The organism is Planosporangium flavigriseum, assembly GCF_011947225.1.
Lineage (GTDB): Bacteria > Actinomycetota > Actinomycetes > Mycobacteriales > Micromonosporaceae > Planosporangium > Planosporangium flavigriseum.
The window spans coordinates 164,383-181,618 of record NZ_JAATVW010000001.1 but is presented as its reverse complement, the minus strand read 5'-3'; the positions used below and the strand labels follow the sequence as shown (position 1 = coordinate 181,618).

Annotated in this window: 17 protein-coding genes; 15 read left to right on the top strand and 2 right to left on the bottom strand. The window is 65.9% G+C overall.

Going from position 1 to position 17,236, the window contains the following annotated elements; all coding sequences use genetic code 11:
• Window positions 1-49 precede the first annotated feature (49 nt).
• Complete coding sequence (locus tag HC028_RS00770; protein WP_168071761.1) at window positions 50-922, bottom strand: amidohydrolase family protein; 873 nt, start codon at window positions 920-922, stop codon at window positions 50-52.
• Between the two features lie 482 nt (window positions 923-1,404).
• Here HC028_RS00770 and HC028_RS00765 point away from each other — a divergent pair, with 482 nt between their 5' ends.
• The 10 genes from HC028_RS00765 (at window position 1,405) to HC028_RS00720 (ending at window position 10,534) form a co-directional block, all read left to right on the top strand.
• Window positions 1,405-2,604: an MFS transporter gene (locus tag HC028_RS00765; protein ID WP_338091261.1), complete on the top strand. Its 1,200-nt coding sequence runs from the start codon at window positions 1,405-1,407 to the stop codon at window positions 2,602-2,604.
• A gap of 451 nt (window positions 2,605-3,055) precedes the next feature.
• The gene (locus HC028_RS00760; protein WP_203981207.1) at window positions 3,056-3,760 is read left to right on the top strand and encodes a GntR family transcriptional regulator; all 705 of its coding nucleotides are present in this window, start codon (window positions 3,056-3,058) and stop codon (window positions 3,758-3,760) included.
• Window positions 3,761-3,898: 138 nt separating this feature from the next.
• Window positions 3,899-4,462: an amino acid synthesis family protein gene (locus HC028_RS00755; RefSeq protein ID WP_203981208.1), complete on the top strand. Its 564-nt coding sequence runs from the start codon at window positions 3,899-3,901 to the stop codon at window positions 4,460-4,462.
• A gap of 27 nt (window positions 4,463-4,489) precedes the next feature.
• A complete protein-coding gene (locus HC028_RS00750) occupies window positions 4,490-5,041 on the top strand; it encodes an amino acid synthesis family protein (protein ID WP_168071759.1) in 552 nt (183 codons plus the stop codon).
• Window positions 5,038-5,826 (top strand): alpha/beta fold hydrolase, encoded by a 789-nt coding sequence (locus tag HC028_RS00745; protein WP_168071758.1) that lies wholly within the window; start codon window positions 5,038-5,040, stop codon window positions 5,824-5,826. Before HC028_RS00750 ends, HC028_RS00745 begins: the two co-directional genes overlap by 4 nt.
• A gap of 307 nt (window positions 5,827-6,133) precedes the next feature.
• Entirely contained in the window at window positions 6,134-6,979 is an 846-nt protein-coding gene (ehuB, locus tag HC028_RS00740; protein WP_168071757.1) for an ectoine/hydroxyectoine ABC transporter substrate-binding protein EhuB, read from the top strand.
• 94 nt (window positions 6,980-7,073) lie between these two features.
• The gene (ehuC, locus tag HC028_RS00735; RefSeq protein WP_168071756.1) at window positions 7,074-7,766 is read left to right on the top strand and encodes an ectoine/hydroxyectoine ABC transporter permease subunit EhuC; all 693 of its coding nucleotides are present in this window, start codon (window positions 7,074-7,076) and stop codon (window positions 7,764-7,766) included.
• 5 nt (window positions 7,767-7,771) lie between these two features.
• A complete protein-coding gene (ehuD, locus tag HC028_RS00730; RefSeq protein ID WP_168071755.1) occupies window positions 7,772-8,428 on the top strand; it encodes an ectoine/hydroxyectoine ABC transporter permease subunit EhuD in 657 nt (218 codons plus the stop codon).
• A 10-nt stretch (window positions 8,429-8,438) separates the two neighbouring features.
• Complete coding sequence (gene ehuA, locus HC028_RS00725) at window positions 8,439-9,227, top strand: ectoine/hydroxyectoine ABC transporter ATP-binding protein EhuA (RefSeq protein WP_205860903.1); 789 nt, start codon at window positions 8,439-8,441, stop codon at window positions 9,225-9,227.
• A gap of 665 nt (window positions 9,228-9,892) precedes the next feature.
• Window positions 9,893-10,534, top strand: a complete 642-nt coding sequence (locus HC028_RS00720) for a GntR family transcriptional regulator (protein ID WP_168071754.1) — start codon at window positions 9,893-9,895, stop codon at window positions 10,532-10,534.
• Window positions 10,535-10,683: 149 nt separating this feature from the next.
• Here HC028_RS00720 and HC028_RS00715 read toward each other — a convergent pair whose 3' ends face one another.
• Complete coding sequence (locus HC028_RS00715; protein WP_168071753.1) at window positions 10,684-11,670, bottom strand: AIR synthase related protein; 987 nt, start codon at window positions 11,668-11,670, stop codon at window positions 10,684-10,686.
• 138 nt (window positions 11,671-11,808) lie between these two features.
• Here HC028_RS00715 and HC028_RS00710 point away from each other — a divergent pair, with 138 nt between their 5' ends.
• Genes HC028_RS00710 through HC028_RS00690 form a run of 5 tightly spaced genes read left to right on the top strand, consistent with a single transcriptional unit; the run spans window position 11,809 to window position 17,234 of the window.
• The gene (locus HC028_RS00710) at window positions 11,809-12,576 is read left to right on the top strand and encodes a phosphosulfolactate synthase (protein ID WP_168071752.1); all 768 of its coding nucleotides are present in this window, start codon (window positions 11,809-11,811) and stop codon (window positions 12,574-12,576) included.
• Window positions 12,573-13,481: an XcbA family protein gene (locus HC028_RS00705; protein WP_168071751.1), complete on the top strand. Its 909-nt coding sequence runs from the start codon at window positions 12,573-12,575 to the stop codon at window positions 13,479-13,481. The genes HC028_RS00710 and HC028_RS00705 overlap by 4 nt, the downstream gene beginning before the upstream one ends.
• On the top strand, window positions 13,466-14,806 hold the full coding sequence (gene xcbD / locus HC028_RS00700) for a 3-sulfopropionylcysteine synthase XcbD (RefSeq protein ID WP_168071750.1): 1,341 nt from the start codon (window positions 13,466-13,468) through the stop codon (window positions 14,804-14,806). The genes HC028_RS00705 and xcbD overlap by 16 nt, the downstream gene beginning before the upstream one ends.
• Entirely contained in the window at window positions 14,803-15,771 is a 969-nt protein-coding gene (locus HC028_RS00695) for a 1-aminocyclopropane-1-carboxylate deaminase/D-cysteine desulfhydrase (RefSeq protein ID WP_168071749.1), read from the top strand. Before xcbD ends, HC028_RS00695 begins: the two co-directional genes overlap by 4 nt.
• A complete protein-coding gene (locus tag HC028_RS00690; RefSeq protein ID WP_168071748.1) occupies window positions 15,768-17,234 on the top strand; it encodes a lyase family protein in 1,467 nt (488 codons plus the stop codon). Before HC028_RS00695 ends, HC028_RS00690 begins: the two co-directional genes overlap by 4 nt.
• The last annotated feature ends 2 nt before the right edge of the window (window positions 17,235-17,236 follow it).

Sequence of the window (17,236 nt, the reverse complement as noted above, 5' to 3'; positions counted from 1 at the left end):
GATTTTGCTATGGGCTTAGCTGAATAAATGGCATTGGGCCGGATGGGGGTCAGACCCTGTAGTTTTCTTTGGGGAAGTCCAGTTCAAGCAGGTCGAACGTCGGCCTGTGAAAGAGCGCGTGGAGCTCCTCTGGGCTGATCGTTCCCGGGTAGACCAGCTCCATTTGTTTCACTATTCGAGTTACTGCTGAAATGGTTCCCTCGACCGTGGCGATAGGGAAATCCGTTCCGAACAGGACTCGGTCGAGCACTCCGTACTCTTTGGCTGCCGCCAATGCCGTCATGAGGATGGATGGCCGGTGGCACAGAGCGGAAATATCCGTAAACACGTTTGGATGGCGGCGCATGACGACGGTCGTCTCGGCTACCCATGGATGCCCCATGTGAGCGATGATGATTTTGAGCTTAGGGAAGGCGAGGGCGACATCGTCGATCATGATTGGGTTCGCATCCGCGAGTCGGCCCGTCGTCACGAAGACTGCACCCTGATGGATCAATATGGGTAGACCTAGAGTCGACGCGTGCGCGAAGATCCTCATCATCCGAGGATCCAATGGCGAGGTGCCCTGGTAGGGTGAGCCAAGCTTGATGCCGCGTAGCTGAAGGTCTTGTGCGGCCCGTTCCATCTCTTCTAGCGCGCCAGCCTCCCTGGGATCCAGGGACATGAATCCTACCGCGCTTGGTCCGACGTCGGTGACGAATTTTGCCACATCGTCATTGGGTACCATGATCCCCGACGCGCTAGCCCTCATTCCGAAAATGATCGAGGCATTCGCACCCGCTTGTCCGGCCAGGTACTTATCAACTGAGACATCGAGTCTCGCGCCGGTTCGTGAGTTGTCCTTGATCCGAGCCATCTGGTCGATCCACTGCGGCTCCATGAAACTGGAGGTCCAGAAATGGCTGTGGCAGTCGATAATCATCGCATCGCGCCTTCCGTCGGGAGTGCCGCTACGCCGCCACCGGCAATGATTTTCCCGTCGAGGCGGTAATTGGTACGGGCGCCCAGCGGCATCATCCGGCTCATGCGGTTGCCGGCAAGTGTCTGTTCCTGGGCAGGCGTCGACTCCGTGGAGATACGGCTCTGGCTGTTTCTACGGAGCAAGCGACTGCCTTCCTCTGTGCCGCTGAGTTGTGTAGTCCACCGTGTACTGCATGCGGGAATTACTGAGAGCGCGACGTCTTTCCGCGGCGTGTTCGATTCGCTCGGAATCTCGTTGGCAGAAGGTACCATACCAGTTGGCCAGGAGTGTACCATACCAGTTGTCGGGTGGCGGTTGCGTCGGCATCTGGCTTCCTTGGGCGACGCTGGCGAGGGCGTCGTCATCTCTTTGTGCCCTCAATTGGAGGCACCGCGACTGGCGAGGTTCCTGGGGGCGCAAGAAAGAGGCTCCTAGCCAAGAGGGTGTCTCGCTTGGGGGCCGACCTCGCGCCCATCGCCACTGAAAGGAACGACGGCCTCGTGACTCCTCGACGTCTTGTTCAACTAACGGCGTTCGTGAGCTCGTTGGACAGATTTGTGATGCCGCCGATGGTCGTGGCGATGTCCCATGATCTTGGCTTGCCGCTGACGCAAGTCATGCAAGTGACCGGCGTGTACCTGTTCGCGTACGGCCTGATGCAACCGGTCTGGGGCCTGATCTCAGATCGCCTTGGCCTTGTACGGATGATGCGCGTGACGCTTCTCCTTGCCGCCGGCGCAACGATCGCGTCCGTCCTCGTGCCGTCCACCCAGGGACTCCTGGTCGCCCGAGGGCTCGCCGGCGTGGGATTCAGCGCCGCGATCCCGGCTTCGCTGGTCTATGTGAGCGACACCGTAGCGGCCGGAAAACGGCAGCGAGAGCTGACAGATCTGGTGGCGGTCATCGCCCTGGGCGCCGCTGTCGCATCCCTCGGAGCGGGCGTTCTCTCGCACCTGTCCAACTGGAGGATCGCCTTCGTGGTGACAGGGGTGAGCGCCCTGTTGCTGGTCGTGAAGTTGGGTGCTCTTGCCGAGCCGCCACGAACCCGCGCCCATCATCATTTCCTGGCGCCGCTCGCGGAGGTCTTCCGTTCCAGGGCGACCGTGCTGGTGCTCCTCCTGGCCGTTGCAGAAGGTGCAGTCCTGCTTGGGAGTCTGACCTACCTGCCGGCGGCCATGGAAAGCAGTGGCGCGAACGCGTCGATCGCGGGTGCGATCACGGCAATCTACGGAGTGTCGGTCTTCGGCTTCGCGCGGGTTGCTAATTACCTGTCACGACGACACGTGTCCCCTGTCAAGCTGATCGCGATGGGGGGTGCGGCTGCGCTGGTCGCGTGCATCTGCGCAGCTATCTCCCAAAAACCGCTGAACGCGGCGGTAGCAACGGCCCTCATCGGCATGGCATGGGTGTTCTTGCACTCCACGCTGCAGACGTGGGCAACAGAGGTTCTACCGTCGGCGCGGCCGACCGTTGTCGCGCTGTTCGGCTCAGGCCTGTTCGTGGGAAGCGCCTTGGCTGCAGTTCTGGTCGCAGGATTCGCGGAGACGAACCGCTATGGGGACATTTTTCTGTTGGCGGCCATCCTGACAGTGCCTCTCAGCGTGCTGGGAAGCCGTGGCCGAGCGAAGTGGTCAGGAACCTGAGAGCCGTCAGGAACCTGAGAGCCATCAAGTACACCAGCCTTGCACGCTCCGTCGACGCAGGGACAGCCCCGTCGACTGGTCGGATAGCCCTCGCCCTCGGGATGGCCGAGACCGGGGCTGTGCACGGCGACAGTTGAGGGTGCGGGAAGTGAGCGGGCCGGCTCGCCGGCAGGCAACAGTCCCACGGCGAGTCCGATGGCCGTGGGACTGGCGAGTGGAAGGCCGGGCGCCTGGATGGGGGCAGTACCCGACGCGAACATTCACGGCGCGGCGCGTTCCGTCGGAGACCTCCACGTCGAGCTGGTGTACCAGACGCTTCACGTCATCCAACTCTTGCATGGCAGATTCGGTCCGACTGCGTCGGTGAAGGCCATTAAGTCCGAGGTAAAACTGCCGGTAAAGACGTCTTGACTTTCCGATCAAACGCCGGACACACTCACTGCCATACAACATGCAGGCGGACTCCCGGCCGGACCGGCCCGCTTACGAGGAGGGCAACGTCATGGTCCGCGGCAGGGAAGAAGGGGCGGAGCAGCCGGAGAGCGTGGTCGACGCGCTTCGCCGACTGATCGTCTCCGGTGAGCTCTCCTCGCATTCGGCGCTGAGCGAGTCCGCCCTCGCCCAGAGTTTCGGGGTCAGCCGCACCCCTATCCGTGAGGCCCTGAAGCGACTGCAGACCGAGGGGCTCGTGGAGATACGCCCTCGGGTGGGCACCTTCATCCGTGAGCCGTCGAATCGGGAGGTGGTGGAGCTGTTCGACGTCAAGGAGATGCTGGAAGGGCTGGCGGCACGGCTCCTGGCCGTTCGTGGGCGGGTGCTCGAACGGGACCAACTCGAAGAGAACGTGGCCAGGTCGCGCGAGGCCGTCGCCGCGTCCGAGCACGCGAAGTACGCGGAACTCGTTCATGAGTTCCACAACCTGATCATCCAGGGCTCGGACAACATCAAGCTGGCCGAGCACTATCGCGCCCTGATGAACCAGCTCGCCTATCACCGGATCGTCGTGCGCACCGTTTCGAACGCCGGAAGGCTGTCGTCTTCCTTGGAAGAACACGAACGTGTGCTGGCGCGGATCATGGACAAGGACCGGTTCGGCGCGGAGGCCGCCATGCGAGACCACGTGCGGGCCGCGGCCCGGGAGGCGGTCCTGCGCTAGCCGCTCGGCCAGCGGCGCGAGCGTCCGATGTGGAAACAAAAGACTCTGAAGTACGGCGACAGGCAGCAGTGCCTGCCCCTAAATACGGCGAACGTTCGACTCGATGGGTCGCGCTCGGATGAGGTAACAGGAGGACACGTGGTCGTGACCCGTCGGTGGCTGACGGTTCTGGAGGAGACTTTCTCGGAGTCTGGACTACCGCTCGACAATCCTTGGCGAAAGTGCGCCGTGGCGGCCGTAGTCCGTAACCCCTGGCACGGCCATGGATACGTCGCCGATCTTTCCGCTGAGGTGGCAGCGACGGCACCCGAGATTGCCAAAGGGTTGGTCGACCGGCTCCTGGACGTCCTCGGCGGTCCAGACGAGGTGGAAGCCTTCGGCAAGGGGGCGATCGTCGGTCTGAGCGGCGAGATAGAGCATGGGGCGGCGCTCATTCATACGCCGCACTACGGCGACCACTTTCGCGACCTTGTCAACGGAACGTCGGTTATCAATTTTGCCGATACGAGAGCGTCCGCAGGCACCTCCCTCGTCATTCCCGTTTGGCACAAGACCAGGAGTACGACGCGCTCCCACTACCAAACGGTGGAGGTGAGCGTGCCGGACGCCCCGAAGAACGACGAGATCGTGATTATCGCAGCAGCCGCCACCGGAGGCCGGCCCTTCGCCCGCATAGGCGACCGCTCCACAGACCAGCAGTAGAGACGTACGGAAGGAAGGCGTGACACGATGAAGCTGCGTAAGATACTGACAATTCGCGATGAGGTCACTGTCGAAGGCGGAAAGCTCGTCGAGCCGGTCGCGGAGACCGCGGTGGTACTCGCCGTGATCGAGAACCCGTGGCATGGCCAGGGGTTCGTTGCGGACCTTCAGCCCATCATCGATGAGGTTGCCCCGCAGCTGGGCAAGCTCCTGGCAGACCGGGTGGTAGCGGCGCTTGGCCGGCCGGTGGAGGCTTATGGAAAGGCCGCGATCGTCGGGCTCGACGGCGAGATCGAGCACGCCTCCGCGCTGATCCACACGTTACAGTTCGGCGACTTCTTCCGTACGGCCGCGAACGCGACGACGCTGCTTCCGGCGGTTGAAAAGCGCAGCCCAGCAGGGCAGGTGTTCGATATCCCGCTCAAGCACGTGACGGACGCGACCATTCGCTCTCATCACCAGTCCGTCGAGGCGCGGGTCCCCGACGCGCCTCGGGCAGATGAGATCATCGTCGGATTGGCCGCCGCCGGCCAGGGCCGGCCGCACGCGCGGCTGCAGGCATTCGCCCCCGGCAGATGATCAGCTACGAATGGCGAGGCCGGGGCAGGACGCCGATACTCTTCCTGCACGGTGTCGGGATGAGCCGGAGCGCGTGGGACAGGCTGGTGCCGTCGTTTGAGGACGACTTCGCGCTCTGCCTCCCCGACCTACGTGGGCACGGGGGCTCGGAGGCCGCTTCGCCGGACACGACGCTCGCGGATCTCGCCGCGGATATGGCGCCACTCCTCGCTGAGCCGGCGCACGTGGTCGGTCTCTCCCTGGGTGCCATGGTCGCGACGCAGCTTGCGCTGGACTGGCCCGACCGCGTTCGTAGTCTCTGTCTGGTCAGCTCTGTCTGCAATCGGAGCGCGGCGCAGCGAGAGGCGGTTGGTGAACGCTATCGGCAGGCTCGGGAGGAAATGGATACAGCTGCCCGCGCCGCCGTCGCACGATGGTTTTCACCGGACTGGCTGGCGCTCGATTCCGCGCTCGCCGACGAGTTGCTTGAGCAGTTGAAATCAAACGACCGCGAGAGCTACTTGTCCTGCTACCGCATCTTCGCGACCGCGGATGCGCTGTTATGGCCGCGGCTAGGCGAGATCACCGCGCCGGTTCTCGCGATAACCGGCGCGGACGATGGCGGGTCCACGCCCGACATGAGCCGGCTGCTCGCCAGCACGGTGCGGCGGGGCCGGGCCATGGTAGTCCCCGGGGTTCGACATCTCCTTCCGCTGGAAGCGCCGGAGGTGCTCGCACACCACCTACGGCGGCACCTCGACGAGAGCGCAACCGAATTGAGGAGTCTTGATGCGATCCTCCCTTAGGAAATTCGCCGGTGCCCGTGTTTCTCGTGGGGGACACGAAAAAGCCTCACAGGCTGGCGCTTTCGCTGTCTCGCTACGACGCGACAGGCAAGGTACCTGCACCAACCGGTAGGACCTAACTGGCGGCGCCGCGCACGCACATGTTCGGCGCATCGCACGCCTTCAACAACCGCACACGCCGTAATCAAAACGCGACCAATTCTGGAATGGTAACGGACATCACAGTGGTTGCGGCCGCTTAAGAGGATGGGAAATCAGCATGACGAGAAACGGTTTACGTCCAACCCGCCGTGCTATTGGCACTGTCATGGCAGGCCTTCTCCTGGCCTGGTCGGCCGCTGCCTGCGCATCCAGTGGCACCGCGCCCGGCGCCGGCAGCGCGGACAAGGGTCCCAAGTCGATCGACACGTACCGGAAAGAGGGTATTAAGGTCGCTGTCGCTGACGCGCCGCCGTACTCGCAGATCCTCGCGGACGGGAAGGTGACCGGAGCGTCGCCGGAGATTCTGCGCGCGGTGCTGAAGCGCCTCGGGATCGAAATCAAGGATGGCGTCGTGACGACCTACGATGCCATGATCCCCGGTCTTGCGGCTCAGCGTTGGGATGTCGTGGCCGCCGGCATGGTAATCAAAGAGTCGCGTTGTAAGCAGGTTTTGTTCTCGGAGCCCGACATCGTCTCCACGATGGCATTCGGGGTGCCTGCCGGAAATCCACGCAACATCAAGTCGATCGCTGACGGTGTCGCCAACAAGGACCTGAAGATCGCTGTGCTGCCGGGAACCTTCGAAGAGGGCGTGCTCAAAAAGGCAGGCGTGACCGCGGGGCAGCTCGTCACGGTCAACGACCCCCGGAGTGGGCTTGAGGCCGTAAAGGCCAAGCGCGCTGACGCGTACTTCTACACCACCCTGTCGCTCCGGCAGCTCGTCAAGGACGACAAGAGCTTCGACGTTACCGAGCCGCCCAAGGACTCGCCCGTCACCGGTGCCGGTGTCGCATTCCGCACGACCGACACTGAACTTCTCAAGGCCTACAACGAAGAGCTGAACAAGTTCAAGGCGACGACCGAGTACGTGGAACTCATGAAGAAGTTCGGGTTCGACCCCGAGGCCGTCAAGGGCGTGACAACTGCCGAAATGTGCAAGACCGCTGGCTAATTCAACCCCGGTGTAAGCAGTTGGGACGTGTCGCAGGGGTTCTGCGGTCGCGTCCCAACTGCGCGACATCCTCGAAGAGAAATGAGCAGCAAGCATGGGCGCAGTCGTCGAGTACGCTCCACTGCTCCTCAGGGGCCTCGGGATCACACTACTCGTCACCGTCCTCTCGTCGATTCTGGTCGTAGTGGTGGCATTCGTCACCGGGCTCGCGCGCCTCTCACGGCACTGGTTCGTGCATTGGCCGGCCACGGTGATCGTCGAGATCTTCCGCGGAACGTCCTTGGTCATACAGATATTCTGGTTCTTCTACGCACTTCCGCTTTTTGGTATCAACCTCGTTCCCCTGGCGGCAGCGGTGCTCACGCTCGGTCTTAATGGCGGGTGCTATGCCGGCGAGATCGTGCGTGGGGTGATCAAGTCTCGCCCGAAGGGGCAGACCGAAGTGGCAATCGCCTTGGGCATGGGTCCATGGCTAAGAATGCGGCGCGTCCTGATCCCGCAATCCATCCCGGCGATGTTGCCGCCCTTCGGTAACGTCATGATCGATCTGCTGAAGAACACGTCTCTGTTGTCGCTTGTCACGATTGCGGACCTGACGTTCAGGGCGCAGTGGGCCCGCTCGAAAACGGGCGAGACGGTGGCGATCTTTTTAACCCTGCTGGTGATCTACTTCGCGCTCTCGTGGCTCCTCGGTCTCTTCACGAAGTGGCTCGAACGGCGATTTTCCTTGAGTCGCAGGTCAGTTGCCCGACCGCGCCGGCTCCAGCCTGTAATGGGAGGTGAGTGAGCATAATGACGTGGGACAACGAATTCGCCATGTCGGTACTTCCTGAGCTGTTACAGGGTCTTGTCGTAACGGTCAAGCTGACGCTGTGTGGCATCTCTATAGCCCTTATCGTTGGGCTGATAGCTGCCGTACTGAGATTCCAGAAAATTCCGGTACTGGCACCTGTCCTCGGATTTTATGTTCAGTTCATGCGCGGAACCCCGCTGCTGATCCAGGCGTACGTCGCCTTCTTCGTACTGCCGCAGTACGGGATTACGTTGAGCCCGTTCGTCACGGGAGTCATCGTCATCGGGCTGAACTACAGCGCATATACCGCCGAGGTGTACCGGGCAGGAATTGAGGGCGTGCCGACCGGGCAGTGGGAGGCGGTTGCCGCCTTGGGGCTCGGTGCTCGCCGCAAGTGGCTGCGCATCATCCTGCCGCAAGCGGTGCGGACGATGGTCCCGGTGCTGGGGAACTACTTCCTCCAGATGTTCAAGGACTCGGCCATCCTATCGGCGATCACCGTGGTTGAACTGTTGGCAGCGGCCATGAAGGTCGGCGGTAACAGTTTCCGTTACCTGGAGCCCCTTACGCTGGCAGGCCTACTTTTCATGATAATCAGCTTCCCCGCTTCCTTGCTTATTCGACGACTGGAGCGCCGCTTTGCCACAACACACTGACTCCTTCAGTTTGTCCAATGTCGACCAGCCGACGCGTAACGTGGAGATAGAATTCAATGGCGTCAGCAAGAGTTGGGGAGAGAACCATGTCTTGCGTGATCTGAATCTCTCCGTCACGGCTGGCGAGAAGGTCTCGATCATCGGCCCATCGGGTTCGGGAAAGACGACCATCCTTCGTGTCTTGATGACGCTGGAGACTCCGGACGTAGGTGTCGTCTCGGTCGGGGGCGACATCCTGTGGGATGTGAAGGCGGGCGTCAAGCCCAAGGAAACGAAGAAGATGCGGGCAACGCGCCGCAAGGTAGGTATGGTCTTTCAGCAGTTCAACCTCTTTCCGCATATGACGGCCCTGCAAAACGTGATCGAAGCGCCGATCCATGTGCTTGGTCTGCCGAAGAAAGAGGCTGAAGAACGCGCTGTAGAGCTGCTGGGGTTGGTGGGGCTCAAGAACCACATGAGCCATATGCCACATCAGCTCTCGGGCGGCCAGCAGCAGCGCGTGGCGATCGCCCGCGCTCTGGCTATGCGCCCCCGGGTCATGCTGTTCGATGAACCGACGTCCGCGCTGGACCCCGAACTTATCGGTGAAGTTCTGGGCGTCATCAGGCAGCTCGCGACGACCACCGACATGACCATGCTCATGGTGACGCACGAGATGCGATTCGCGCAGGATATCTCTGACCGGGTTCTGATGTTCGACAAGGGCGCTGTGATCGAGCAAGGTCCGCCGGATCAGATCTTCGCAAGTCCTGAGCACGAGCGGACGCGGCGCTTCCTGAGCATGATGCTCGATCGATGACGGCTCCGTCAGGACAGGTGCGCTTACTCTCCGCCCCGGGAATCAGGCCGTGAAAGTGGTGAGTGCCGTCCTGTTCCGCTACGGATCGGGACGGCCTTCCGTAAACCCTGATGGCTCCGACGGCCGGCGATGCTGCTCCCGTTGAGAAGCTCCTGGAGCTTCTCAACGGGAGTTTGCCATTTCAAGGGTTGGACGGAGGTCGTCTAGGCCGGCGGTGGACCAGGACTCCGACGCCGAGTCCGACCGGGAGCCGGGTGACGTGCCAACGTTTCTGCGGTGGGTGTGGGGCGGTAGCGCTCGACGACCGGCCAGGCGCGGCTGGTGTGACCGCAGTCGCCAGCGGTGGGTGCAGACGACGTTGGCCGGGAGGGGATCAGGGTGCGGCTGGACAACATGATCGCCAGCGGATGTGACGGCCCGCTGCGGTGCCAGGGGAGAGGTGCCGGTTGCTCGTCGTGCCTGGTGCCAGGATTCATGTCTATGTCTGTTCCGGCGCGCCTACCGCGGACGGCGGGGACGCTGACCATGCGACAATGGCAGCGGTCGCCGAACTAGATGTCGTCGGATTGGCTGCGAAACCGCTACGCTTCCAGCAGATTGCATAACACCCCGGCATGCGGGGGAAGCTCCCACACACGCGAAGGCCGGTGTTTAACACCATGGCAATGAAAGACGAGATCGTCAGGTCGCTTCAAGAAAGGATTATCTCCGGCGATCTCGAGCCCGGTGAAAAGCTCTCCGAACAAAGACTGGCCAGGGAGTTCGGGGTTAGCCGCCAGCCTGTTCGGGAGGCGCTCAAGGCACTTGAGATCGCTTCCCTCGTGACGATCGAGCGACGTAGGGGAACATTTGTCCGGGGATTCACGCGGACAGACGTGACGAACCTCTACGAGGTGCGAGAGGGCATTGAAGGGATGGCGGCCAGACTTTGTGCGATACGCGGAAGCAAGGACGTCATCGTTGAGCTCGAGGACATGATGCAGCTCATGAAGCACTTTGTTGAGGTGCAGGACGTCGAGCAGTATCTGGCGTCAGACGAGGCCCTTCATCGCCTCATATTTGTTGGCGCGAACAACGATCGGCTCGTCGAGCACTACAATCTCCTGATTCTTCACATCCAACGTCAGGCTCTGGGGCGCATCGTCGGGCGGCGTGCGGGCCGCATCAATCGTTCCTATCTCGAGGTCAGCGCCATAGTGCAGGCGATTCGCGATGGTGACGGAGACCGGGCGGAGTCGGCCATGAGAATCCACGTCCAAAGTGGACGGAAGGAATTGACGGGTTCGCTGTACGGAGATACCGACTGACGTCCCAGCTCAACGACTCTTTGCCGGTCATCTACGTAACGATTGCTGAGTACGGACGCCGTGTCGTGGTTGTGGCTGTCGAGGATCTCCGGTAGCGGGGCGATCAGGAGCGGTGGCAGGTGGATCCCGCGATCGCCGTGGCGCCGCTCTCAGCCGGCACGGTGCCGGGGCTGAAGGCCGGTCACCGTGGTCTGCGTCAGGTCGACCACGGTCTGCGAACGCTCGCCGGCCTCGAGAACGATCAGGCCGGTGGTGTCGATCCCGCCCACCCGGGCTGCCGACAAGCCGCGCGAGGTGAAGCGGTCCACGCACTCCTCGGTGCGATCGGGCTCGCAGGTGAGCAGGAACCCGTAACACGGGAAGCAGTTGCACCAGCGTGCCAGCGGCACGCCGCGGGGAGCGGGAAGAGCCTCGAGATCGACGGTTGCCCCGAAGGTCCCCCATTCCAGGAGCATTGCCAGCGAGCCTACGAGTCCGGCCATGCTGATGTCCTTAGCGGCCACCGCGAGCTTGGCATCTGCGATTTCGCGGAGCAGTCGGATGTCGTCGGCGAGGTGCGGGCCGCGCTCCTCGAAGGAGGGGAAGAACGGGAAGTCGTCGCGCATGGTGCCCTCGGTGCACGCGGCGACGACGAGATCCTGTCCGGCGCGGACGTTGGTGGTGGACAGTACCGCGCCCGCGGACCCCACGGCGAACGCCGAGATCGACGGGTCTGTGGCTGAAATTGTGAGGTGCCCGCCGACGATCGGGACCCGGTACAGCTCGGCCGCGTACCGCATTCCCTCGAGCGCGGCACGAGCCGTGGCCTCGTCGGCGACGATCGTGTCGACGATTCCGAGGGGGATGCCTCCCATGGCGGCGACGTCGTTGACGTTCGTCAGCACCGCCGCGATACCGGCTCCGAACGGGTCGTTCCGCACGAACGGTGGCCAGAGCGCCTCTCCGCATGCGATGACGGTCCGACCGTCGGCATCGAGTGCGGCGCCGTCGTCTCCGGGTCCGTCGAGCCACCCGACGGCGCCGAGCACCTCGGACACCAACCCGATCGTGCGCTTCGCGGCGATCGAAGGGTTGTTCAGGACCGCGGCGACGACCTCGTCGAACTGCTCGATGGCCGATCCTGGGCTGCTCGTCATGGGTATCCTGCCTTCCAATCCCGACCGCGCAGATCGTGCCACACGGCGGAGCCATCAGAGCCTGTCGCCGGGAGAACTTTGGATCAAGCCGTGGCGGTGGCTTGTCCTAAAGTAAATGGTCGTCATAGCATAGACAACGTGGGTCCTTCTTTTCTGTCGTTGCCGCCTCGCGCTGGTAAGCCCCGCAACGCGGGGCTTACCCATGTGCTCGACAAGGGACTGACCCCGCAGGCGACCGCCGCGCTCCTCGACGGCGTGGGCGAGCACGTTGACGTGTGGAAGTTCGGCTGGGGCACTGCGTACATCGACCGGGGGCTCGACCGGAAAATCGGCTATCTCCACGAGCATGACGTCGCCTGCTGCCTCGGCGGCACGTTGCTGGAGTTGGCGTGGTCGCAGGGCAAGACCGACGAGTGCCTCGCCTGGGCGGAGCGCGTGGGCTTCGACGCGGTTGAGGTTTCGCGCGGGGTCGCGCCGATGCCGCTCGACGACAAGCGTGAGCTCATCAAGAAGGCCGCCGAGAATTTCACGGTGCTCGCTGAGACCGGAGTCAAGGACGCCCGGGTGGTCCTGTCGGCCCGCCAATGGCACGACGAGATCGCCGAGGACATCGAGGCCGGAGCGACCTGGGTCATCACCGAGGGCCGCGAGAGCGGCACGGTCGGCGTCTACGACGGATCCGGCTGCCCACGGCCGGACATCATCGACGCGGCCGTCGACGCGGCCGGCCTCGACCGCGTCCTGTTCGAATCGCCGCGCAAGGACCAGCAGGCCTGGCTGATCAACCGGTTCGGGCACGAGGTCAACCTCGCCAACATCGCGCCCGATGAGGTGCTCCCACTCACGACCCTCCGGCTGGGGCTACGCGCCGATACCGCCGAGCTCGTCCTCGGTAGACAGCGGTGACCCTCCAGTCTCACCGCACGCGGGCCAACCTGGTGCCGAACGCGTACCGCGGGGTGTCCGTCAGCCACGCCCGGCTCCCGCTCGACCCCGACCGCCTGCGCGAACACTTCCTCGGCCGGGAGGCCTACCGACGCACCCGCTTCCTCGTGGTGCGCGACGATGCCGGCGGCACCGCGCTGCTGCGCGTCGAGAAGGAGTCCGAGGCGCCGCTCTTCTCGCCCATCGTCGAGGTCGAGGTGCTCGCGACGCCCGACGAGTGCGCCTACGTCGTGGCGCCCGAGGCCGACACCGCGGTGCCCTCGACTCTCGCGCGGATCGCCGTCGAGCGCGCGCCCGAAGCCAGGGCGGTCGTGGTCGAGGGCCGGTACGAGCACGTCAGCTTCATCGTCAACCCCAAGCCGCTGCGCCTGCTCGTGCAGGAGGTCGTGCCACCGACGCCGGCGAAGCTGTTCGACCAGGTGCAGCGTCTGCTGGCGGTGGCCGAGGACCTACCTCCGATCCTGCCGGTACCCGACGTCATCACCTTCGAGGAGCTGGCCGCCCAGGCCCCTTCGCCCCGCTACCTGCTGCCGTGTAGCGGCTCCGGGGTCGCCGTCGCCGGCGCCGCCACGGCCTACCTCGACCAGCGTCCGCCGGCCGAGCCGTGGACGTTGCTCGGCTGCGAGCGGTCGCAGGGCATCCACGAGTGGTTCTACGGCGAGCGGCCGCCGACCGTGGAGATGTGTCCACGCCAGCGCGGCCACCAGACCGGCACCGCCGTCCTCACCAAGTGTTGCCTGCTGGAAGACCGGATCGAGCGCGAGGACGGACGGGTCGTCGTCCCTTGGGGCGCCTCGCTCGACCAGGTGCGCGACGCGCTCCGGGAGGTGGCCCTGATGTGGGAGCCCGAGTGGCGACCCGTCTGACGGAATCGGCGTCCTACGCCCACCTGTGGAGCACTCCGGCGCTCGTCGGCGTCTTCGACGACCAGCACCGGCTGCAGACCTGGCTGGACATCCTCGCCGCCCTCGCCGCCGCGCAAGCTGAACTGGGTCTCGTCCCCGCCGTGGCGGCTGAGCAGATCGCCGAGCACGCCCGCGTGGAGCGGCTCGACCTCGAATTCGTGGCGGCCGAGACCCGGCACACCTCGCACTCCACCCTGGGTCTCATCCGGGGTCTGCAGCAGGTGCTGCCGGAGCCGGCGCGCGAGTACGTCTACTACGGCGCGACCGTACAGGACCTCACCGACACCTGGTCCGGGCTGGTGATGCGGGACGTGGGCCGGCTCGTCCGGGCCGATCTCGCCCGCGCGCACGCGCGGATGCTGCGCCTGGCCGCGGCGCACCGCGACACCGTCATGGTGGGGCGTACCCACGGCCAGCCGGGTGCCCCGATCACGTTCGGCTTCAAGGCAGCGACGTGGGCCGACGAGATCGGCCGGCACATCGTCCGTCTCGACGAGGGCGATGCTCGCTGGTCGGTCGGCCAACTCGCCGGGGCGGTCGGCGTACTGGGCTTCTTCGAGCCCGACGGCCAGGAGCTGCGCCGAAGATTCTGCGCACGGCTGGGGCTGCGGGATCCCGGGATCTCGTGGACCGCGACCCGGGACCGGGTGGCCGAGTTCGGCAGCGTCCTCAGCATGATCGCCGGCACTCTCGCCCGGGTCGGCAACGAGGTCTACGAGCTGCAGCGCCCCGAGATCGGGGAGCTGTCGGAGGCACCGCGGGGATCGACGGTCGGCAGCATCACGATGCCCCACAAACGCAACCCCGAGGCCAGTGAGCACCTCGACACCCTCGCGCGAATCGCGCGGGCGGCCGCCGGCGTGCTGGTCGAGGGCATGGTGAGCGGCCACGAGCGCGACGGGCGGGCCTGGAAGGCCGAGTGGATGGCGCTGCCGGAGGTCGCCCTCACTGCCGGGACCGCCGCCTCGCTCGCCGGCGACCTGCTGGACGGTCTTGTGGTCGACGAGGCGCGGATGCGCGCCAACCTGGACCGCACCGGGCAGCGGTGGGCCTCCGAGCGGGTACTGGCAGAGCTGTCCCGGCGGCTCGGCAAGCACCGTGCCCAGGAACTCATGCAGGAGGCCCTGTCCACTGCGGACGGCGCCGACCTGGTCGCCCTCCTGGCCTCCCGCGGCGTGGCTGACCCGGCCGACCTCGCCGCGTGGGTCGAGAGCCCCGCGATCGGTACGGCAGGCGCCATGGTCGACGCAGTCGTGGCCCGCGGCACGCCCGGAACCACCGTATGAACCGCCCCCGCCGCCACCTCGCCATCCTGCCCACGCCGCTGCAGCGGTTGACGGGCCTCGAAGCACGTCTGGGCTGCGGCCCGCTCTACCTCAAGCGCGACGATCTGGCCGGGTTCGGGCTCGCCGGGAACAAGGCCCGCCCGCTGGAGTTCCTCCTCGGCGAGGCGCTGGCCGCGCGCGCCGACGTGCTCGTCACCGCCGGCGCGGCCGGCTCGAACTTCGTCGCCGCCGCAGCAGCCGCCGCCCGCGTATGCGGACTGGAGTGCGACGTCCTGGTGTCCGGGCCGGCATCGCGGCAACTATCCGTGAACCAAGAAATGGCTGTGAAAGCCGGCGCCACCCTCCACTTCACCGGGGCCGACCGCGACCAACTCGACCAGCTGGTCGAGCAGCATGCCGACAAGCTGCGCGCCGACGGGCGGGTGCCGTACCCGGTGCCGCGCGGCGGCGCCACGGCAACCGGCGCCCTCGGCTTCGCGTACGCCGCCAGGGAGCTGGCGGCGCAGCTCACGGCGCTGGGACACGAGGACGTCGTGGTTGTCCTGCCCACCGGGTCCGGCGCGTCGCTGTCGGGGTTTCTCGCCGGGCGGGCCGCGCTCGGCGCGGCCTGGCGTACGTACGGGGTCTCGGTGAGCCGGCCGGCGGCGCAGATGGGGGCCGAGGTGGTGGAGCTCGCCGCCGCGTGCGCGGCACTCCTCGACGCGCCCGCCCCCACCGGGCCCGACCTCACCCTGCTCGATGCCACCGGGCCGGGCTTCGGCCAGGTGACCGAGGCCGACCTGCACAACGCGCTGCTCGCCCTGCACACCGAGGGACTGCTGTTTGATTCCACGTACGGCGCGAAGGCGCTCACCGCCGTGCTCGCGCTGATCGAGGCCGGCGAGCGCGCCCCGGTCGTGCTGTGGCACACCGGAGGCATGCCGAGCGCGCTCAAACTGCTCGCCACGCCGGAGGTGCGCGCGTGACCGGAGGGCCGGCCGACGAACTGATCGCCGCCGGGTACGGGTGGGAGGTTGCCGACGCGCCCGTGCTGCACGACGCGCTCAACCTCGCCGACCTCGCGCACGCCGTCGAGCTCGCCGAGCGCGGGATCCTGCCGGCGGGCGCGCGGGGCGCGCTGCTCGGCGCGCTGCTCGACCTCGCGTCGCTGCCGGCCGAGGCGGTCGACTACAACCCCGGGTACGGCGAGCTGTACGACTCCCGCGAACGCCACCTCGTGGCGTGCATCGGCGACGACGCCGGCTGGCTGCGCGCCGGCCGTACCCGGCGCGAGGCCGTCCGCACGGCGTTCCGCATCACGCTGCGCGGGCAGGTGCTCGACCTCATCGACGCGGGCGCGGCGCTGGCCGTGGCCCTGGTCGACCAGGCGGAGGCGCACCTCGGGACGCTCATGCCCGACTACACGTACCTGCAGCAGGCCCAGCCGACGACGTTCGGCCACTACCTGCTGTCCTTCGCCGACCCGGCGCTGCGCGACGCCGGCCGGCTGCTCGCCGAGTTCGCCCACGTCAACGCCAGCCCGGCCGGCTCCGGCGCGGCCAACGGCTCCCGGATCGTCGACGACCGGGACGCCACCGCGCGGGTCCTCGGGTTCGACGCTGCGGTGGAGCACACCCGCGACGCGATGTGGCAGACCGACCCCTTCCTGCACGTGCTCACGGCGGCCACCAGTCTGCTGCTCACCCAGGACAAGCTGGCCGAGGACCTCGAGATCTTCGCGAGCGCGGAGTTCGACTTCATCGACCTCGCCGACGCGTACAGCCGCCCGAGCATCCTCATGCCGCAGAAGCGCAACCCGTACGCGTTGACCGTCATCAGGGGGTCGACCGGTGTGGTCATGGGGCGGCTCGCGGGGCAGGCGGCCGTGACGAAGACGCCGTCGGCGCGCAGCGACAACCTCATTTACCTGTACGGCGAACTTCCCCGTACCCTCGACCTCGCCCACCGGGTGACCCGCCTGACCACGGGCGTGGTCCGCACGCTCGTCGCCGATGCCCACCGCATGCGCGCGGCACTGGACCTGGGCTTCACCCAGGCCGCCGACCTCGCGGAGCTGCTCATGCAGCGCTTCGCGGCCGATTACCGCACCGCCCACCGGGTCGTTCAGCGGGCGGTGCGCGAGCTCGGCGACCGGGGCGCCGGCGGGGCGGCGCTGGACGCCGAGGCCGTCGCGCGCGCCTCGGCCGCCGTTGTGGGACAGGCGTGGCGACTCGACGACGCCGAGCTGCGGACGATGCTCGACCCCCGTGCGCTGGTCGACTCCCGTACCGCGTTGGGCGGCGCCGCGCCGGTCTCGATGTACCCGATGCTCACCCGGGCACGCCGCCAGGCCGCGCAGTTCCGCGCGGAGGTCGACGCACGACGAGGCGCGATCCGTGCCGCCGAGGATGACCTGCGGACCCGCGCCAGGAAACTGGCCGGGCAATGAAG